Origin of the sequence: Erythrobacter sp. KY5 (genome assembly GCF_003264115.1) — a bacterium.
GTDB lineage: Bacteria > Pseudomonadota > Alphaproteobacteria > Sphingomonadales > Sphingomonadaceae > Erythrobacter.
Window position 1 is genome coordinate 953,369 of sequence record NZ_CP021912.1, and the last position, 19,132, is coordinate 972,500.

Consider the following 19,132-nt stretch of genomic DNA (forward strand, 5'->3'; position numbering starts at 1 on the left):
TTATGATGCCGGGCTTTCACCGGGAGCATCGCTCAAAGGCCCTTCGTCGCCGTCAGCGCTCTCGCTGTCTTCGGCGCGGCCCATCAGGGCATCCAGTTGCGCGCGGCGCTCGGCCTCTTCGGCAGCGCGTGCCGCTCGGCCACGGCGGTCGATCTCGTCGACATCCATGCCTGCGGCAGCGCCAAGCGCCTTGTAAATGTCGCGCTTGCGAGCTTCGAGCGCCTCTTCCTGAGCCTCGCGCAGGTTCTTGATTTCCTGGTTCTCAAGGTTCGAGGCGATGATCTCCTCATCGCTGCGACCCTCTGCAAGAGTGGAGATATAAGTGATCTGCGGTCGCTCGGGCGTCACATAATTGCGATCCTGGATGAGGTAATACATCAGAGCCGCAATCGGCAGCGAGGACATAAGCAAGATCGGCAGGCGATAGGGATTGGGCTTCCGAAACTCGTGCCAGAAGTCGATAACCCCGGGCGCGGGATTGAAGCGTGATTTTTGTAAAACACCCATGATGGGCGCAAATATAGTGAACCGCCGCGCTTTGCGCCAGAGGTGAGCGAACCGCGGCTTGCGGGCTCAGGGATATTCGACGGTAATCGGCACCCGTCCGCGCAAATTACCGCTGGCGTCGGTCTCGGCCTCGATCACGAGAGTGCCGGAAAAACGGAACTCCAGTTGCCCGTCGGAATCGAGCCTTGGAAAGCCATCGAGGTCGGTGACGAATTCGCGCACGCGCGCGGTTCCGCCGGTGGGATCGCGCATTCCGATCTCGCTCGGCAGGCTGATGACGACCTCTTCGAACGGCGCGCCCTGGATCATCGCGCGGCCCGTGATCGGCATCCCGCCAAGATCATCGACATCGCCGATAACGGTCTTGCGACCGCTTTCAAGATCGAGCAGCACCCGCGCTTCGCCGCTGCCCAACAGGACGACGCGGCCAAAGTCGATATCGCTTTCGATGGTGATGCTGATCCGCTGGCAGTTGCGGTTCCGATTGCCGTTTCCGTTACCCGGAGGCGGGCGTTGGTTGCCATTGCCGCGGCAACCGGGGGGCAGGTCGCAATTGGGGCAATTACCCTGCGCGCGCACGGGTGCATCCGCTCCGATGAGCGCCGGGACGGCAAGGCTGGCCGCTGCGAGGGTCAAGGCGAAGGCCCTAAACATGACCGCAATTTAACCGAGCAGAGTTAACGAAAGCCTACGCGAATGCGCCTATCCCGGCGGCGGAAAAGCTTAACGCTTATACAGAGGCTTAGCCGAGAGGGGGCTTAGCCGAAAGCGGCGTAAAGGCTGCGCCCGTTTTGTTTGAGCCAGCGATCGGCTTCGCTGATCTCGCCCTCGTAAATGTCGCCCAGCAGCGCGTGAAAAGCCGGGCTGTGGTCGAAGTGGACCAGATGCGCGACTTCGTGGGCGACGACGGAGCGGCGCACGAAATCGGGCGCCTGAACCAGCCGCCAATTGATGCGGATGCGCGACTTGTCCGAACAGCTGCCCCAGCGTTTCTGCGCGCGCGAAAGGGCGGTGGGAACAGGCGAAAGCGCGGCGGCGGCGGTATAGTCGCGCATATCGGCTTCGAACAGCGCCAGCGCCTCACGCTCAAGCCAGCGCCGCAGCCTGCCTTCAAGGCCGGCTTTCGGACCGCCCAGCCGCACCGAATTGCCGCAAAGCGCAGGGCGGCGCGCTGCCGTCTCTTCCCAGGCGATTGCCTTGGGTTCTCCGCGATAAAGCAACGACCCGCCGGGGCCGGGAACTTCGCGCCGTGGCACCCGGGCGTGCTGTTCGACAAGCCAGTCGCGCCGGGTGTGCGCAAAGGCAATCGCCTCCGCCGAACGCGCCCAGCTTGGCAAGGTGATGCGAACCTCGCTCCCATCGGGCGCAAGCCGCAGCGTCAGGCGTTTGGCAGTCGCGTGGCGGCGCAGGATGATCGGAACAGTCTCACCGCCAAGCTCGATCTCTGGGTCGATCGGAGCGCGTTTGAGCCAGTCGATCACTCAATCCTCCTGCGTTGCGGCGAAGCCCACCGTCACCGTCTGCTTGGGCGGGCCCCATTCGACGATATGGTGTTCGAGAGGCCCTGCATCATCCTCGCTGATGACGCGTCCCGCAACCGATACGCCCGCGCGAACAACAGCCTCGCGGTCGCCGCTGATGAGGTAGTGCCAGTCGGGCAATTTGCGTCCAGCCGCGCGGCGGCGATAGGCGCAGGTCGTGGGAAGCCACGGCACGTCCTCGACGATGGAGAGCGTCAGGCGGAGGCAATCGGGTACGAAGGCCTTGCGGTTGCGATAATCGCTGCATTGCGCGGTGCTGCAATCGAGCAGCTTGCAGGCGACGTTGGTGTCCTCGATCTCGCCGGTGTCGGCGTCCTCGATCTTGTGCAGGCAGCAGCGCCCGCACCCATCGCACAAGGCTTCCCACTCGGCGCGCGTGAGCTGATCGAGCGGCAGCTCCCAGAATGTGTCACGCAAAGTGGGCCCGCTCATCTCAGGTGACCCATTTGCCGAGCTCTTCGGCAACCGCATCCGCGCCAAGATCGGCGGGAAGCAGCGCCAGCGGCTCACCCTGCGGGCCGAACAAAAGCACGGTGCGCGAGTGGTCCATCAGGTATGTGTCGGGCGAGGGGCTGTCGAGCTTGGTGTAATAGACGCCGAAAGTCTTCGCCGCGTCTGCGATCTGTTCAGGCGATCCGGTGAGGCCGATCAAGCGCTCGGAAAAGGCGTTGGTGAACTCCTCGACCACTTCGGGCGTGTCGCGGTCTGGGTCGATCGAGATAAAGATCGGCTGTACCTGCTCGCCCAGCTCAGGGTTTTCGTCGGTGAACTGGTTGAGGCCCTGCACGGTGCGCTGGACGTCTGTCGGGCAGATGTCGGGGCAATAGGCGTAACCAAAATAGACGATGCGATAACGCCCATTGAAATCGGCCCACTTGACCGCCTCTCCGCTGGTGTTTTGAAGGTCGAACTCGCCACCGATGGTCGCGCCGTAAAGCGGCGGTTCGACCGGCACGGCAGGCTCATTACCACAAGCCGACAGCATCAATGCGAGCGGCGCAAAGAACGATGCGGCGAGAGTGAAACGGGAGGACTTTGCTAGGGTGTTCATGGTCTGCTAATTGCCTCAGGGCGATGGGCTTTATGTGCCCGGGAGTTGGGGAACCTCTTGCGGTCTCTCACTGGCATAATATCTGACAGGTAACGCGAAAGGTTCAAAGCGTGGGGTTCATGGTTTTGCGCAAATTAGGTCTTAAGGCAGGAATTGCCAGTGCGCTTGGTGCAAGCCTGCTTGCTCTTGTCGCCGTGCAGCCGGCTGCTGCGCAGTTGTATTCCGAAGGGTACCAGTTCCTCGAAGCGGTCAAGGAGCGCGATGGCGACACCGCGACGGACATGCTCAACGAACCTGGCACGCAGGTGGTCAACACCCGCGATATCACGACCGGCGATACCGGCCTTCATGTCGTCGTGGCGCGCCGCGATACCTTGTGGGTGAAGTTCCTTCTTCAACGCGGCGCGAACCCGAACATTCGCAACAATGAAGGGCTGACCCCGCTTCAAATGGCGACCCGCCTCGGCTTTATCGAAGGCGCTGAAGAGCTTTTGAAGAAAGGCGCATCGGTCAACGTCGCCGACAGTCAGGGCGAAACCCCGCTTATCGCTGCCGTACATCAGCGCGATGTCGGGATGGTCCGCCGTCTGCTGGCGGAAGGCGCAGACCCTGATCGCAACGACAATTCAGGCCGCTCCGCGCGCGACTATCTCGCCTTGATGACCGGCAACACGCTGTTGCAACGCGAATTTGACGCAGCCGACGAAGCGCGTGCCAAAAAGCCGCAAACTGAACAATACGGACCCTCTTTCTGATCATGCCCGAAACCACCCCCGACTTTGCCGACATGACCCTTGACGAGCTGCGCATTGCGCTTGCTCCCGACATCGCCGCATCCGCGATTTTCGACGGATGGAACGAGACGGCTCTTGTGGCGGCGGCGGAGATGGCCGGGGCGGACGTCGATATCGCAAAGCTCGCCTTTCCGAGCGGCTCTTCGCAAGCGATGGACATGATCGAGGCGTGGATCACGTCGGTCGATCTTGCGATGGAAGAGGCATGGCCCGAGGAACGGCTTGCACCGCTCAAGATCCGCGAACGCATTCGCACGCTGGTTGGCTTCCGCCTCGAAGCGGTCGAGCATATCGACGAGGCCGTGCGCCGCGCGATGGCGATCATGGCAATGCCGCAAAACGCGCCGCGCTCGCTCCAGCTGGGGTGGCGTTCGGCGGATGCGATGTGGCGGCTCGCCGGGGACACCGCGACCGATTACAACCACTATACCAAACGCGCGATCCTCGCCGGGATCTACTCCGCAACGCTTGCCGTGTTCGTCAATGACGACAGCGAGGGCAAGGAGAAGACCTACGAATTTCTCGACCGCCGGATCGACGGCGTCATGAAATTCGAGAAAGCCAAGGCGCAGTTCCTCAATCGCGATATCGAACTGCCCAGCCTGACGCGCTTCCTTGGCCGGCTGCGTTACCCAAGCCGGTAACTGCTCTCAATCTGAAGTGCTCCGATTTCGAAGTCGCCCTATTTCGAAGTGGAAAGAGCGCGCGCTTGGGTCGCGAACTTCGTTCCGCTGTCCTATTACCTTTCGGAGAATCGCGGCCCGGTTGCCGCAGTCGAATTATACGGGAAGGAACGATAAATGGCGGGTTCGCTCAACAAGGTCATGCTGATCGGAAATCTGGGTGCTGATCCCGAGGTCCGGACCTTCCAGAATGGCGGCAAGGTCTGCAATCTGCGCGTCGCTACGACCGAGACGTGGAAGGACCGCAATTCCGGGGAGCGGCAGGAACGCACCGAATGGCACACTGTCGCGATCTTCAACGAAGGGCTTGCCGGGGTGGCCGAACGGTTCCTGAAAAAGGGCAGCAAGGTTTACCTCGAAGGCCAGCTGCAAACGCGCAAGTGGCAGGATCAGAGCGGCAATGACCGGTATTCGACCGAAGTCGTGCTGCGCGGACCGAATTCGGTGATGACCATGCTCGACAGCGCTGGCGGCGGCGGCGGCGGCGGTGGTCGCTCGGGCGGCGGCTATGGCGGAGGCGGCGGCGGTGCCGGTTACGGCGATCGCGGCGGCCAGGGCGGCGGAGGCTGGAACCAGGGCGGCGGCGGCTCGGACGGCGGAAACGGCGGTTCTGGCGGTGGTTCTGGTGGCGGCTCAGGCGGCGGCTATGACGACCTTGACGACGATATTCCGTTCTAAGTCGCACATAACATATCTGTAGCAAGAGGCCGGGCCGCGTGATGCTGCCCGGCCTTCTTGTTTTTAGCGCTGCGCCATCTGGTAGATGATCGACGTCGCGTAATAGGAGCGGAACGGCTGGCCGCTTGCATCCATTGCGGGCCGGAACTGCGCTTCCTGCATCTCGTCGCAAGCGGGCGAATCGAGTTTTTCGGTCGTGGTTGCCGCATCGATCTGGCAACGCTCCACGCGTCCGTCTTCGCCCACGATCACCCGCATCCGCAGGATCGCCTGCTCGCCGCGCATCAGCGCACTGGTCGGGTATTTGTTCGCGATGCGGCCCGCGACGCGTTCCTCGTTCAGCCATTCGGGCATGCTTGACGCGGCAAGATGCTGTTCGACGTCGAGGCCCCATTCGCGGATCATGTCCTGTGTGCAGGAATTGAGCACCTTGAAGGCATCACCCAGCGGGCCGGTCTCAAAGCGCACTTCGCGCCCGCGCTGGCGTACCGAAACGAATTCCACCTTGTCGCCAAGATCCGCATCGAGCCGCGCCAACCCCGTGATTTCCTGCTCGAATGGCGCGGTGCCGTTCTCGACATGCACGTTCGAGTAGATAACCGCATTGCCGATCGAATCGAGCTCTCCGGTGAATGGCTCGGTCCGGAGGTCTTCCTGTCCCTCGTAGAATTTGAGCGAGGTGCGCCCGCGGCTGCGAAAACGCTTGAGCGCAGGCCCTGCGACCGTCAGTCCGGCGTAAGCATTGGGGTAATGCTGCTCGAAGAAAAGATAATGGCGATCCTCTTCCGGGCCGAACATCGCGGCGAGCCGACATTTGTCAGGCGCATAATCGACGTTCCATTGCGAGGAGCGTTCGAGCGAGATGGGCTCATCGGCTGCGAGCGCGGGCATGGAGATGGCGGCGCACACGCTCGCAAGCGCGGCGATCCGGATGGTACGGAAACTGGACATGAAGGTAGCCCCCTCGGCTTTTTCTGCGACGAGTGCAGATTGCCGATTCTAATCAAGGGGATCAAGCACCTATGCGCTTCAATCCTTTTTGAGCGCGGCGAGCGCTGCGGCAAGCGGGCCGTCCTGTTCGCCTTCCGCCACGATCCCGGCCTTCCTTCGAATATCGTCTGCAGCAGGCCCTTCGGCATAGGGATCGATTGCAAGGCCAAGCGTTTGCGCGACCGCTTCGCCAAGGTCGAAAGCGTCGCCGGAATAGTCGATCTCGTCGCAATCGTCGGCTTTGAGTTCGATCTCGATCTCGCCATCCTCATCATGCGCCGGGTCAGGCGCGCCTTCCTCGACGAAGCGCAGGTCGACCGGTTCATCGATCGTGGCCGGAAAGTCCTCTCCCGAAATGGCGCAGGTCTGGCGGATTGCGGCGTGCAACCGTCCGGTTGCGCGAATGGCGCCGGGCCGTTGCTCCAGCGATACTTTGGCGGACAGGGTATCGATGCCGGGCAGGCCGAAACGCGTTGCAAGTGCAGCGCGCTCGCCAGCGTCTGCCTCAATCACGATCGGTTCGGCGGGAAGGGCTTTGACCTTCACGAGCCGCGAGAGTTCAGGCGTGGCTGTACCCGTTACCATATGCCGGTTGCCTTCAGGATGGTCTTGTCGTCGAAAGTCGCAAGCCGTGCGGAAAGCGCGAGCATCTTGTCGGCGACTTTCTCAGCGCTCGCCTTCTCGTCCGCCCCTTCGCGGAAGGTCACGTTGCGCGATACGGCGGCGACCAGCTTTTTGCGGTCCTTTTCGGTCAGCGCGCTGCGGTAAGCGCCGAGACGTCCGCCAAGCACGCTCATCAGCTTGCCGATCCGTTTGCCCACGACGACATCGTTCACGCCGAATTCGCGCAGCTGGCCGTCCATGTCCTCGACGAACAATTCGGCCAGAAGCGCGCTCTCGCTGCGCATTTCGCTCGCCTCGACACGGACCATGACGACGCAAAGGATCGCCGTGATGAGATCGAAGCGCCCGCCGACCGTGTCGGCAACGTCGCAATCGGCGTAATAGGAAGGCTCGCGCGCCAGTTCGACGACGCGGTGCCAAAGGGGGCGCACGGTTTCGCGCGGGTCAGGGCCGGTGCCCAGCAGTTTTGAGAGAAAAGACATCATATCCTCATTACGAAACGCTCGCCCGATGGGTTTCGCACCAGTCCCGCGCATTCAGCGGCAATTCACCCGCCTCTTGTCAGCGCACGATTTGCACTGATGCCAGCGCGCAGACATGCATGTCTGTGTGCTTGCTGGCCCAGAGCGTTGCAACGCTTCGCGACAGGCCGTAAGGCGTTGCCACGAGATATAGGTCGCGCTGCGTGCGCGGCAAGAGACGGTTAGAAGACGGGATTTAACGACAACGATGTTGAAAGCACCTTCGGCAAATGGCCGCATGTTCAAGATTGCAGCGCTCGGCTGCGCGGTGCTGGCTCTGGGTGCGTGTTCCTCGATCCGCGAATCGCGGGGATTCGTGAACGATGCGGTGCTCGTAAACGCCGTCCAGCCGGGCATTGACAACCGGCGCTCGGTCGAAGGTATGCTTGGCCGTCCGACCTTCGAAAGCCAGTATGGCGAGAACACCTGGTACTACATTTCCAGCATCACCGGCCGCCGTCCCTTCGTGCGCCCGCGCATCCGCGATCATTCCGTCATGGCGATCCAGTTCGATGATGAAGGCAATGTCGCAACCATCGAACGCAGCGGTATTGACGAGGTTGTCTACCTTCAGCCCGATGGCGACAAGACCCCGACGCTTGGCCGGGAGCGTGGCTTCCTCGAAGACCTGTTCGGAAATATCGGCCAGGTTGGCGGTGCAGGCGTACCGGGCGGTGGTCCGGGCGGGCCGTAACTTGACCCTGTTCGCTCAGCGCCCATATCAACCGCGATGAGCGATACAAACGGCGACCACGGCCTTATTCAGTGGCACGGAACCACCATCATCGGCGTCAAGCGCGGCGGCAAAACCGTCGTCGCGGGCGATGGACAGGTCTCGATGGGCAACACCGTGATGAAGCCAAATGCGCGCAAGGTCCGCCGCATTGGTGAAGGCGATAAGGTCGTTGCAGGGTTCGCAGGCGCTACCGCCGATGCGTTCACCCTGTTCGAGCGGCTCGAGAAGAAGCTGGAGCAGTATTCCGGCCAGCTGATGCGCGCCGCGGTCGAACTCGCCAAGGACTGGCGCACCGACAAATATCTGCGCAATCTCGAAGCTTTGATGATCGTCGCGGACGAAGAAAGCCTGCTGGTTCTGACCGGCAATGGCGACGTGCTTGAACCTGAAGCCAAAGACGGCGCAATCATTGCGGCAATCGGATCGGGCGGGAATTTCGCGCTCGCCGCCGCGCGTGCGCTCTCCGATTACGAGGACGACGCCGAACAGATCGCGCGCAAGGCGATGGCCGTGGCCGCCGATATCTGCGTTTTCACCAACGGTAATCTGACGGTGGAAACGGTTTAACGAAGCCTGCTTGGGGCCAGTCCCGATTGCTGCCAGCACCCTGACACGTTTGAATTGCGAGCAGGGGCGGCGTTATTCTTCACCAGAGATTTGATCGTCGACGCCTTTTGTCGGGCGTGGCTGCGGCGGGCGGTGCTTTGTCGCTGGGTGCGTGCGTGCGCGAACCGATGGCAAGCGCGAGCGCGAGTGCGCCGCCAACGCCTTTCTGCCTTCCCGCAGTTCTTGCCGAGGAAGGCCGGGTCATCCGCACGCTAGCTGGCATCCGTCCCTACCGCGATGCCGGCTTTGTCGTGCGCGAGGAAACGCTGGGCACCAAGCGGCTGGTGCACAATTACGGTCACGGCGGTGCAGGGATCACGCTCAGTTGGGGCTCTTCGATGCTGGCGACACGGGCGGGCCTTGGAGGACATTCCGGCCCGGTCGCGGTGATCGGATCGGGCGCACTGGGCCTGACCACGGCGAAACTGGTGCAGGAGGCCGGCTTCAAGGTGACGATCTACGCCGCCGATTTTCCGCCCGACACGACCTCGAACGTTTCTGGCGGACAGATCCACCCGGCAAGCCTTTTTCGCGACAGCGCGGTGAGCGATAGCTGGATTGCGCAGTTCGCCGCCGCGATGGACTACAGCTATCGCCGTTTCCAGATCAGCGTGGGCGAAGACACCGGCGTGCGCTGGCTCACCACTTACGACGAGACGCGCGGGCGCGGCCTTCCCGAAATCGAGACGCGCATGATGCCCGCCGCGCGGATATTGAGCGAGGGCGAGCATCCCTTTCCGGTCGAAACGGTGCGCGAATGGCGCGGCATGTATGTCGAAACCGGACGCTGGCTGGAACACCTGATGCGCGAGGTCGCCATTGCGGGCGGTCGCATGATCCGTCGCCGGTTCGACACGCCTGCCGATCTCGCCGAGCTGCCCGAAACCCTCATCATCAACTGCACCGGCTTTGGCGCGCGCGACCTGTTCGGCGATCAAGAGATGGTGGGCGCACGCGGGCAGTTGGCGATCCTCTTGCCGCAGCCGGAGCTCAATTACGCCTATCGGATGCGCGCAGGTTATATGTTCCCGCGCCCCGATGGCGTCATTCTCGGCGGCACTTTCGAGCGGGGCGTGACCGATCCGACTGCGCAGCCCGAAGATATCGCGCGCATCCTTTCCGCGCACCGCGAATTGAGCAGCGCCTTCGCCTGTTCGACCTGATCGGGTCCCTGGCCCCCTTGCGCGAAGGCATATGCGCCCCCAAATCGCGCGGCAATGACAGACAATCTTACTCCCAAGGCCATCGTGGCCGCTCTCGACGAACATATCATCGGACAAAAGGACGCAAAGCGCGCGGTCGCGGTCGCATTGCGCAATCGCTGGCGCCGTCAGCGGCTTGGCCCGGATCTGCGCGACGAGGTAACGCCCAAGAACATCCTGATGATCGGCCCGACCGGCTGCGGCAAGACCGAAATCAGCCGCCGCCTCGCCAAGCTTGCCGAGGCCCCGTTCGTCAAGGTTGAGGCGACCAAGTTCACCGAGGTCGGCTATGTCGGGCGCGACATTGAACAGATCGCCCGCGATCTTGTCGAAGAAGCGATCCGCCTTGAGAAAGAACGCCGCCGCGACAGCGTTCGCGAAGCCGCATCCGAAGCCGCGATGGAGCGTCTGCTCACCGCGCTCGTGGGCGACAATGCGTCCGAGGCCACCCGCGAAAGCTTCCGCCAGCGCATCACCCAGAACGCCATGAACGATGTCGAGGTCGAGATCGACGTGGTCGAGGCATCGAACACGCCGTTCGACATGGGCAATATGGGCGGTAATATGCAGATGATCGACCTCAGCGACATGATGGGCAAGGCGTTCGGCAAGAAGCCGACCAAGAAGCGCAAGCTGCGCGTGCCCGATGCATGGGACAAGCTGGTCGATGAAGAAGCGGACAAGCGCCTCGATGATGATGACGTCGCACAGACCGCTCTGCGCAACGCATCGACCAACGGGATCGTCTTCCTCGACGAGATCGACAAGATCGCGGTCAGCGACGTGCGCGGCGGGTCGGTCAGCCGCGAGGGTGTGCAGCGCGACCTTTTGCCGCTGATCGAAGGCACCACGGTTGCGACCAAGTACGGCCCGATGAAAACCGACCATATCCTCTTCATCGCCAGCGGTGCGTTTCACGTGGCGAAGCCTTCGGACATGCTGCCCGAACTCCAGGGCCGCCTGCCGATCCGCGTGAATTTGCGCGCGCTCACGCAGGAGGATTTCGTGCGCATCCTTTCGGAAACGCGCGCAAACCTTGTCGAACAGTACCGCGCTCTGATCGGTACCGAGAAGGTGGAACTCGACATCACGAAGGAAGCGATCGACGAGATTGCGACCATCGCTGCGCAGGTGAATGAAAGCGTCGAGAATATCGGCGCGCGGCGCTTGCAGACGGTCATGGAAAAGCTGCTGGAAGAGATCAGCTTCGAAGCCGAAGAGCACGAAGGCGAGACGATCACGATCGACGCAGCCTATGTGCGCGAGCGGCTGAGCGATCTTGCAGGCGATTCGGATCTGTCGAAATACATCCTGTAACGTCGCAATTGGCCATATGACGGCGCAAAATGGCGTCACAGTACAAGGATTTAGTCGTAGTTTCCCCTATCTGACACGCAGAGAGCGCGCGGCCTGATTCGGTACGCCTGCCAGCGAGTTGAGGAATAACTATGACACCAGGTAGCGTGAGCGACCTCAAAGCGATGCTGACAGGCCTCGATCCAGAGATGTCATCACGCGCCTGGTGCTTTCATGTGCTTGATGAAGACGGGTTGATCCCGCAAACCGCATTCGCCGTGATCCGCGAAGCCGAAGGCACCTGCGCGATCCTGCCCGCAGAGGTGGCGCCCTCCAGCGCGCCGAGATTTGCAAAGATAACCTTGCGGGTCCAGTCGGATCTCGGAGGCGTCGGCCTGACTTCGGCGGTTTCGAACACGCTCGCCATGTCAGGCATCGCCTGCAATGTCATTGCCGCCCTCAATCACGATCACCTTCTGGTGCCATGGGACCACAGGGAGCGGGCGTTCAAGTTGCTCGAAAAGCTCAGTCTCGACGCGCGTCGATAAATCTCGGCCATTTGCAGGGATGATCTGGACTGCCTGTTGAATGCAAACGGCTCACGCGCTTTAAAGCACGGGTCGCAAATTTACTTCAGGGGCTTTTCGAACATGATCCGATCCATCCTGCTTGGCAGCGCCGCTGCGTGCGCGCTCATTTCCGCCGCGCCGGCATACGCAGACGCGCATATGGAGGCAGCCTCTAACGCGCCCACGCTGTCGGCGCCCGAAATCGAATACACGATGTGGACGCTCGATAACGGGCTGCGCGTGATTGCGATCGAAGATGACACGACGAGCACGGTCACGACTTCGCTGTGGTACGATATCGGGTCGAAACTGGACCCCGAAGGGCGCAGCGGATTTTCGCACCTATTCGAGCATATCCTCAGCCGCAAGACCGAGAACATGCCCTACAACATGATCTATGGCCTGACCGCCGACGTTGGCGGCACGCGCAATGCGTCCAACTGGATCGACCGAACCAATTATTTCGAACAGGTGCCCGCCGCCTATCTCGAAACCATGCTCTGGACCCACCGCGAGCGCATGGCGAACGTGGTGGTCGATGAGGAGGTTTTTGAAACCGAGCGCGGGGTCGTGAAAGAGGAACTGCGCCAGCGCGTGCTCGCCCCTCCTTATGGCCGCCTCCAGCGCTTCATCCTTCCCGAAAATGCCTATGACGTGATGCCGCACCGGCGTCCGGGGATCGGTTCGATCGACGATCTCGACAATGCGACGCTCGACGATGCACGCGCATTCTATGAGGCATATTACGGGCCTGACACGGCCACGTTGATTGTCGCGGGCAATTTCGAGATGGATGCCCTGCGCTCACTGGTCGACGAATATTTCGCCGACATCCCGCCGCGCGCCAATCCGGTCGACCTCGCCATCGAAACGCGCGAACCCGAGGCCACCGGCCCGCGCACGGTGAACGCGACGGCTCCCAATGTGCCGCTCCCGGTCGTGGGCGGCGTATGGAAAGCTCCGCCGACCACGCATGAAGACGCAGCCGCGCTCGAAGTGCTTGAGGCGATTCTGGGGCGCGGGGACAATTCGCGGCTCGAAAACGCGCTTGTTCGTACAGGGCAGGCTGTGCAGGTCGCGTCTTCGATGCAGATGTTCCGCGAGGCCGGGCAGATCGGCATTTACGCCATCGTTCGAGGCGCGCCGCAGATGGAGACGGCAAGCGCGACGCTGGACGGCGAGCTTGAGCGGGTGCGCACCGAGCTTGTCACCGACGCGGAGATCGCCGAGGCCAAGAACGAGATTGTTTCTTCAACGCTGAGCCGCCGCGAAACCGCGCGCGGGCGGGCGTTCGAACTGGGAGAGGCCCTCGTCTCCAGCGGCGATCCCGATTTTGCTGACAAACGCCTTGCTGAGATCGTCGAGGTGACTGCCGAAGACGTCATGCGGGTCGCGGCGAAATATCTCGACCCGATGAAGCGCGTAACGGTGACATATACTGCAGGCGAGGACGATCCCGAAGCCTACGCCAACCCTACGCCCATGCCTTCCTTCCGCAAGCTTCCCCCCGCTGTGGGTGAAATCCGGCAGGTGAAGCCCGAGGGCGAGCGCATGGCACCCCCGCCTCCGGGTGAAACACCGGAAGTGGCAAGCCCTGAAATTTTCGAAGGCACGCTTTCGAACGGCATTCCGGTGGTCGCGGTGCGGACCGGCGACGTGCCGATTGCGACCATCTCTATGCTGGTTCCCGGCGGTTCGAAAACCGATCCTCGCGAGCTTGCAGGCGTTGCAAACATGGCGGCTGCGCTCGCTGACAAGGGCATCAATGGCATGGATGCAGGGGCCATCGCGGCTCGTTTCGAAAGCCTTGGCGCGAATTTTGGTGGAGGGTCGAGCGATGACGGAACCAGTTTCTACCTGACCGCGCCCACCGCCAATCTCGCCGATGCGGGTGACCTCGCCGCATCAATCGTGCGCGGCGCGATTTATCCCGACGAGGAATTCGAGCGCGAGCGGACCCGCGCTATCGACGGGCTCAAGGTCGCGTTGCAGGATCCGGGCAGTCTGTCCGGCTTCGTGCGCCGGGTCGCGATGTATGGCGATGCGCCTTACGGATCGCAGCCGGGAGGCACGGCGGAAAGCCTCGCTGCAATCACCCGCGACGACCTGCTCGAGTATCGCCAGCGCTATATTCACCCGGACCGCATGAAGATCGTAATCTCAGGCGGCATTTCGCCGGAAGACGCGATGGCCGCGGCAGAAGCGATGTTCGGCGATTGGCAGACGGACCTTCTGCCACGCCCGATCCCTGAAGAAGCCGCCGGTGAGGCGCTTCCGGTCCGCACCATCGTGATCGACATGCCCGATGCGGGTCAGGCAGCGGTGAGCGCATCGGTACGCGCGCCCTCGCGCATGGGCGAGGATTACTGGGCGCTTGAGCTTGCGAACTCGGTCCTTGGCGGCGGTTCAAGCGGCCGCCTGTTCGATGAAGTGCGCACCAAGCGTTCGCTCAGCTACGGAGCCTATTCGGGCTTCGGCGACCGCATGGACGACGCAATCCTGAGCGCAAGCGCGCAGACTAAAAACGAGACCGCAGACGAGGTGGTGCAGATCTTCCTCGACGAGTTTGCACGTCTCGGCAACGAGCCGCTGAGCGACGATCTGCTCGAACGTCGCCGCCTTTACATGACCGGCGGCTATGCGAGGGCGCTGGAGACGAGCGGCGGGTTCAACAACATCGTCGCGGGCCTTCTGCAACAAGGCCTGACCGCAGAGGAAGCCGCGCTCTATTCGCAGCGTCTTGCAGAGGTGACGCCCGATGCCGCCAGCGCGGCTGCGCGCAGCTATGTCGATCCGGCGATGGCCACCGTGGTCGTCATCGGCGATGCATCGCAGTTTCTCGATGACCTCAGGGCAATCAGGCCGGATGTCGAGGTTATCCCGGCAAGCGAGCTTGATCTGACGACGGCAGACCTGCGCATCAATGCAGGCGGCTGAGCCGAATGACGGGGCGGCGGTTTATTCCGCCGCCTCGGTCCGCTGGGCTTCGGGGGTCGATTTTTCCTGCGCCTGCTGCGCCCACATGTCGGCATAGAGACCTCCAGCGGCCAGCAATTCGGCATGCGTACCGCTCTCGCAAAGTCGGCCCTGATCAAGCACGATAATCCGGTCGGCATCGGCAATCGTGGAAAGCCTGTGAGCGATTGCGATGGTCGTGCGCCCTTGCGCAAGTCGGCGAAGCGTGCCGAGAATTTCCTGTTCGGTCCGCGTGTCGAGCGCGCTTGTCGCCTCATCGAGAAGCAGGATCGGCGGGTTCTTGACCAGCGTGCGTGCAATGGCGACCCGCTGCTTCTCACCACCTGACAGTTTGAGCCCGCGCTCACCCACGGTGGTTTCGAAACGTTCGGGCAGGCTTTCGATCAGCGGCATGAGCGCAGCGTCGCGCGCGGCGGCCTCGACCGTTTCCTGACCCGCGCCTTCCGCGCCGTAAGCGATATTGTAGGCGAGCGTATCGTTGAACAGGACACTGTCCTGCGGGACGATCCCGATGGCGGCGCGCACAGTGTCCTGCTCGGCCTTGGCGATATCCTGACCGTCGATAAGGATGCGCCCGCCTTTCGGATCGTAGAATCGGAAAAGAAGCCGCCCGATCGTGCTCTTGCCCGCGCCCGATGGGCCGACGATGGCAAGCGTGCTGCCCGCCTGTACTTCGAAGCTCAGCCCCTTGATGATCGTGCGCTCGGCCTCATAGCCGAAGGTCACATTCTCGAAGGCAATGCTCGGCTCGTTCACCACCAGCGGTTTTGCATCGGGCGCGTCCTCCACCTCGACCGCAGTGTCCATCAGCTTGAACATCTCCGCCATGTCGACCAGTCCCTGACGGATCGTGCGATACACCCATCCGAGCAGATCGAGCGGGCGGAATAGCTGCATCAGATACGTGTTCACGAAAACGAGATCGCCAACGGTCAGCTGACCTTTGCTCCAACCCCAGACGCTGAACGCCATCGCGCCTGCCATCAGGGCGTTGGTGATTACCGATTGCACCACGTTCAGAAGCGCAAGCGAATTCTCCGACTTGGCCGCCGCCATTGCGTAGGCGCGCGCGGCCTGGGAATAGCGTTTTTCCTCGCGCTCTTCGGCGCCGAAATACTTGACCGTCTCGTAATTCAGGAGCGAATCCACGGCGCGGTGCAGCGCCTTGCCGTCAAGATCGTTCATCTCGCGGCGCAGCTTGGTGCGCCATTCGGTGATCAGCCTCGTCACATATATATAGGCGACGACGGTAAAGGCGGTCGCGGCGACCAGCTCCCACCCGAAATTGAGGTAGAAGATGACGCCCACCGCGATCAGTTCGATGGCCGTGGGGGCGATGTTGAACAGCAGGAAGTAAAGCATCATGTCGATGCTCTTGGTTCCGCGCTCGATGATCTTGGTGACCTCGCCCGTGCGGCGGTTGAGGTGGAAGCGAAGGCTCAGCCGGTGGAGGCGGTGAAACACGTCTTCGGCAAGGCTGAGCGTTGCCATCTGCCCCACGCGCTCAAACGCGACATTGCGCAGATTGTCGAATAGCAGCGACGTGAAGCGACCCAATACATAGGCCGCGACCAGTGCCATCGCGACCTGCGCGCTCTCGGCAATCGCCTCGCCCGCGCCCGTCTGACCCATCGCATCGACCGCGCCCTTATAGGCAAACGGCAAAGCGAGGGTCGCACCCTTGGCTGCGAGAACGAAGAGCATCGCGATGACGATGCGCCAGCGCAGCGAAGGGTTATCGCGCGGCCACAGGTAAGGAAGGAAGCGCCGCAGCGTTTTCCAGCTTTCACCCTCGGGCGGAGATTGCGGGCGGTCGGAAGAGGCTGTGTCAGGGGGCATTGCGCCGCATCATGTGGGCGCGGCGGCTTCTTATAGCAAGGCACGCCCGTGTGAGCGGACCGCTTAAAAGATCGGGCGGTATCCCCGCGACCGGTTGCGCCGCATGGCGCGCGCCACATCGCGCGGCACGTCGAACAGGACACGCTGGTTGGCAAAGTCGATCGCGACGCGGTCAAAGATCTTGAGATGATCCATGCCGAGCGCGAGCACAGGCACATCCTTGAGGCCCAGCGCTTCGAAAGCCGGGGCATCCGCGAAGGTGAGCGGAACATTGCTCAGCGACATGCCCTCGATATTGAGCGATCGCACCACCTGAAGCTGGCCGATCAGGTCGACCCCATTGACGTCGGTGGTTGTAATTTCCTGCGCGCGGCTTGCCCGCATGCGTTCGCGCAAGGCGAGGTTGCCAATGCTCGACTGCGCGCCGGTGTCGATGATGACGGTTGCGCGCACGCCTTCGACCACTGCGTCGGTTATGAGCAGCTGCCCAAGCTCGGCCCGCGCACGCACGATAATCTCGAAGCCGCGCCGCGCATCGCGGTCATCGGTCACGTCCTGAAGCGCAATGGTCTCCTCTCGAAAGTCGATGAGAACGCGCAGGTCCTGCAAGCTGTCGAGCCCGATGATGCCGTCGGCCCCGACATGCTGGCGCTCAAGTACGGGTGAAATCAGGTCGCGCACCGTGTGGTTGCCGAAACTCATCTCGTCCACCTCGACCACCTGAACGTCGCGGCGGCTGGCCATTCCGACCAGTGTCGCAATACCGAAGGGATTGAGCGCGAGGGCATCGTTGATCTGATGCGTGACGGCGGTCGCCTGACTGCCAGTGTCGATCATGAAATTGTAAGGCCCTGCTCCCTCGACCAGAACGGGCACGGTGTAGCGGTTGGTCCGATCCTCTTCGAGTTCGAGAACCTGAGTTGCCGGATTGGCGAGATCGGGCGCGATCGCTTCTATCTCGGGAGTCGGCGCGACAATCGGTGGTTCGACGTTTACCGCAGTGGTCGCTGCGCTGGAGCCGATGAGGCTAAGGGCAAAGGCGGACAGGGCCGATAGAGTATGCATGGTCTCTTCCCGAATGGCCGGCTTTCGTCAGCCGGATCTCATCAGGGAGGATACCAGACCGGCACCCATCGCCAAAATACGTCGGTCGAATGACGCTCGGGCTCAGGAGATCGCTGCGGCTACCTGAGGCTCTTCCGAGCGTCGGAGCAGCGCCCAGGTCTGGCGCACGATGTCGCGATACCCGAACCAGAAGACGGCGGCATACACTCCTGCACCCAGCGCCGCATTCTTGACGAGGGCGAGCAGCGGACTGTCGATCACAAGGAAGTGCTGCGCTCCCAGGACGGCGACCGCCATGGCAGCACAGGCAAGCACGATCGGGGCAAGAGCGCCGCAAAGAGCCACCAAAGAGACACCTATCCGCGGGAGGGTAACGGTCAGCGTGATCGTGCAAAGCAGCGGCGCGGCGATCCACCATCCATACACCAGCCCCATAGGTCCAGCGGACACTCCCCAGAAAAAGACAGCCGGGAAAAGAACCGCGCCGACTATACTGGTGAACAGATAAACCTTGGGGCGACCCATCGCGTTGGTCACCGGCGAACATATAAGATGCAGGGCGAAGGCAGGCATAACGACCGCAAGGCCCGCCACGATCGGGATCAGCCCGATCCACTTCTCACCCATGAGCACTAGTATGGCGTCTTCGGCGGTGAGGGCGAGGCCTATGTATACGGGAGCGGACACCATCATCACGAGCCGCGCCGTTTTCAGGAAGTACGGGCCCAGCGGCTTGTTCGCGCGGTGAAGCTCGGAATAAGCGGCGAGTGCGACCTCGTTGATCGGCGGAATGAAGCGCCCGGTGACGATCAGGGTAAGGAACAGCGCCTGCGTATATAGGCCAAGGTCATAGGTCTCCATCAGGCGGCCCGCGATCACGACATCGCTCTGGCTCTGGATGATCCAGAACAGCTGGCACAAGGTCAGCGTGCCGCCAAAGGTGAACAGGTCCCAGGCGCCTGAGGGATTGAAGATCGGCTTCACCCAAAGCCTTGCTGCAATCATCAATCCGATCGCACGCGAAACGAAGATTGAAATCCCGGCATATACAAGAGCCCACACGCCCCATCCCAGCCACGCCAAAGCAAGCGCCGTCAGCGCGCCTACCACAGCCGCGCCCATATTGACCTGCCCCGCCTTTCGAAAGTCGAGCGAACGTGCAAGCCATTCACCCGGCAGTGCGGTGAAGGGGACAGTCAGAAAGATGATGGCCTGAAGGCGAAGCATGTCGGCCACCACCGGCTCACCGAAATAGTCGGCTGCGAATGGTGCGATCATCAGCTGGGCGGTCGCAAGCACGCCCGCGAACATCAGAAGCAGCCCGAAGACCTGCCCGATGCGGCGCTCGTCAATGCGGTCGGTCTGGACGAGCGAGGTTGCAAAGCTGCTGCCATTCAGAAATGCGAGTGCGGTCACCACGACCTGGCTCATCGCGAACAGGCCATAATCTGTCG

20 protein-coding genes (1 of these 20 only partly in view) are annotated in these 19,132 nt (G+C 62.1%); 9 read left to right on the forward strand and 11 right to left on the reverse strand.

Annotated elements, in window-relative coordinates:
- The 5 genes from CD351_RS04605 to CD351_RS04625 form a co-directional block, all read right to left on the reverse strand.
- Entirely contained in the window at positions 1–507 is a 507-nt protein-coding gene (locus tag CD351_RS04605; protein ID WP_111991523.1) for a hypothetical protein, read from the reverse strand.
- Between the two features lie 66 nt (positions 508–573).
- Positions 574–1,143 carry a DUF4402 domain-containing protein gene (locus CD351_RS04610; protein ID WP_162627606.1) on the reverse strand — a complete coding sequence of 190 codons (570 nt, stop codon included), beginning with the start codon at positions 1,141–1,143 and terminating at the stop codon, positions 574–576.
- Between the two features lie 122 nt (positions 1,144–1,265).
- Positions 1,266–1,988 (reverse strand): M48 family metallopeptidase, encoded by a 723-nt coding sequence (locus CD351_RS04615; protein ID WP_111991525.1) that lies wholly within the window; start codon positions 1,986–1,988, stop codon positions 1,266–1,268.
- Complete coding sequence (locus CD351_RS04620) at positions 1,989–2,480, reverse strand: YcgN family cysteine cluster protein (protein WP_111991526.1); 492 nt, start codon at positions 2,478–2,480, stop codon at positions 1,989–1,991.
- Between the two features lies 1 nt (position 2,481).
- Positions 2,482–3,099, reverse strand: coding sequence for an SCO family protein (locus tag CD351_RS04625; protein WP_111991527.1), 618 nt, complete (start codon positions 3,097–3,099; stop codon positions 2,482–2,484).
- A 119-nt stretch (positions 3,100–3,218) separates the two neighbouring features.
- Here CD351_RS04625 and CD351_RS04630 point away from each other — a divergent pair, with 119 nt between their 5' ends.
- The 3 genes from CD351_RS04630 to ssb all read left to right on the forward strand — a co-directional run bounded on the left by CD351_RS04630 (position 3,219) and on the right by ssb (position 5,254).
- Positions 3,219–3,854: an ankyrin repeat domain-containing protein gene (locus CD351_RS04630; protein ID WP_111991528.1), complete on the forward strand. Its 636-nt coding sequence runs from the start codon at positions 3,219–3,221 to the stop codon at positions 3,852–3,854.
- A 2-nt stretch (positions 3,855–3,856) separates the two neighbouring features.
- A complete protein-coding gene (locus CD351_RS04635) occupies positions 3,857–4,537 on the forward strand; it encodes a COQ9 family protein (protein ID WP_111991529.1) in 681 nt (226 codons plus the stop codon).
- A 156-nt stretch (positions 4,538–4,693) separates the two neighbouring features.
- The gene (ssb, locus tag CD351_RS04640) at positions 4,694–5,254 is read left to right on the forward strand and encodes a single-stranded DNA-binding protein (protein WP_111991530.1); all 561 of its coding nucleotides are present in this window, start codon (positions 4,694–4,696) and stop codon (positions 5,252–5,254) included.
- A 63-nt stretch (positions 5,255–5,317) separates the two neighbouring features.
- Here ssb and CD351_RS04645 read toward each other — a convergent pair whose 3' ends face one another.
- The 3 genes from CD351_RS04645 to CD351_RS04655 all read right to left on the reverse strand — a co-directional run bounded on the left by CD351_RS04645 (position 5,318) and on the right by CD351_RS04655 (position 7,350).
- Positions 5,318–6,205 (reverse strand): TonB family protein, encoded by an 888-nt coding sequence (locus CD351_RS04645; RefSeq protein ID WP_111991531.1) that lies wholly within the window; start codon positions 6,203–6,205, stop codon positions 5,318–5,320.
- A 78-nt stretch (positions 6,206–6,283) separates the two neighbouring features.
- Positions 6,284–6,829: a DUF177 domain-containing protein gene (locus tag CD351_RS04650; protein ID WP_111991532.1), complete on the reverse strand. Its 546-nt coding sequence runs from the start codon at positions 6,827–6,829 to the stop codon at positions 6,284–6,286.
- Positions 6,823–7,350 carry a ubiquinol-cytochrome C chaperone family protein gene (locus tag CD351_RS04655; protein WP_234027227.1) on the reverse strand — a complete coding sequence of 176 codons (528 nt, stop codon included), beginning with the start codon at positions 7,348–7,350 and terminating at the stop codon, positions 6,823–6,825. The genes CD351_RS04650 and CD351_RS04655 overlap by 7 nt, the downstream gene beginning before the upstream one ends.
- Before the next feature lie 247 nt (positions 7,351–7,597).
- Here CD351_RS04655 and CD351_RS04660 point away from each other — a divergent pair, with 247 nt between their 5' ends.
- The 6 genes from CD351_RS04660 (at position 7,598) to CD351_RS04685 (ending at position 14,735) form a co-directional block, all read left to right on the forward strand.
- Positions 7,598–8,083: an outer membrane protein assembly factor BamE gene (locus CD351_RS04660; protein ID WP_111991534.1), complete on the forward strand. Its 486-nt coding sequence runs from the start codon at positions 7,598–7,600 to the stop codon at positions 8,081–8,083.
- A gap of 36 nt (positions 8,084–8,119) precedes the next feature.
- Positions 8,120–8,692, forward strand: coding sequence for an ATP-dependent protease subunit HslV (gene hslV, locus CD351_RS04665; protein WP_111991535.1), 573 nt, complete (start codon positions 8,120–8,122; stop codon positions 8,690–8,692).
- 167 nt (positions 8,693–8,859) lie between these two features.
- Complete coding sequence (locus CD351_RS04670; RefSeq protein ID WP_162627607.1) at positions 8,860–9,894, forward strand: FAD-dependent oxidoreductase; 1,035 nt, start codon at positions 8,860–8,862, stop codon at positions 9,892–9,894.
- Positions 9,895–9,948: 54 nt separating this feature from the next.
- Positions 9,949–11,250, forward strand: coding sequence for an ATP-dependent protease ATPase subunit HslU (gene hslU / locus CD351_RS04675; RefSeq protein WP_111991537.1), 1,302 nt, complete (start codon positions 9,949–9,951; stop codon positions 11,248–11,250).
- 131 nt (positions 11,251–11,381) lie between these two features.
- Complete coding sequence (locus CD351_RS04680) at positions 11,382–11,777, forward strand: ACT domain-containing protein (RefSeq protein ID WP_162627608.1); 396 nt, start codon at positions 11,382–11,384, stop codon at positions 11,775–11,777.
- A gap of 102 nt (positions 11,778–11,879) precedes the next feature.
- The gene (locus CD351_RS04685; protein WP_111991538.1) at positions 11,880–14,735 is read left to right on the forward strand and encodes a pitrilysin family protein; all 2,856 of its coding nucleotides are present in this window, start codon (positions 11,880–11,882) and stop codon (positions 14,733–14,735) included.
- Positions 14,736–14,756: 21 nt separating this feature from the next.
- On the opposite strand, the gene CD351_RS04690 is transcribed toward CD351_RS04685, so the two are convergent.
- The 3 genes from CD351_RS04690 to CD351_RS04700 form a co-directional block, all read right to left on the reverse strand.
- Entirely contained in the window at positions 14,757–16,613 is a 1,857-nt protein-coding gene (locus tag CD351_RS04690; protein ID WP_111991539.1) for an ABC transporter ATP-binding protein/permease, read from the reverse strand.
- Positions 16,614–16,676: 63 nt separating this feature from the next.
- Complete coding sequence (locus CD351_RS04695; RefSeq protein WP_111991540.1) at positions 16,677–17,678, reverse strand: aspartyl protease family protein; 1,002 nt, start codon at positions 17,676–17,678, stop codon at positions 16,677–16,679.
- Between the two features lie 102 nt (positions 17,679–17,780).
- A protein-coding gene (locus CD351_RS04700; protein WP_111991541.1) for a lipopolysaccharide biosynthesis protein crosses the window boundary here: on the reverse strand, positions 17,781–19,132 show its 3' portion. The gene runs 178 nt beyond the window's last position; the window shows 1,352 of its 1,530 coding nt (coding positions 179–1,530); its start codon lies beyond the right edge, outside the window; the stop codon is at positions 17,781–17,783.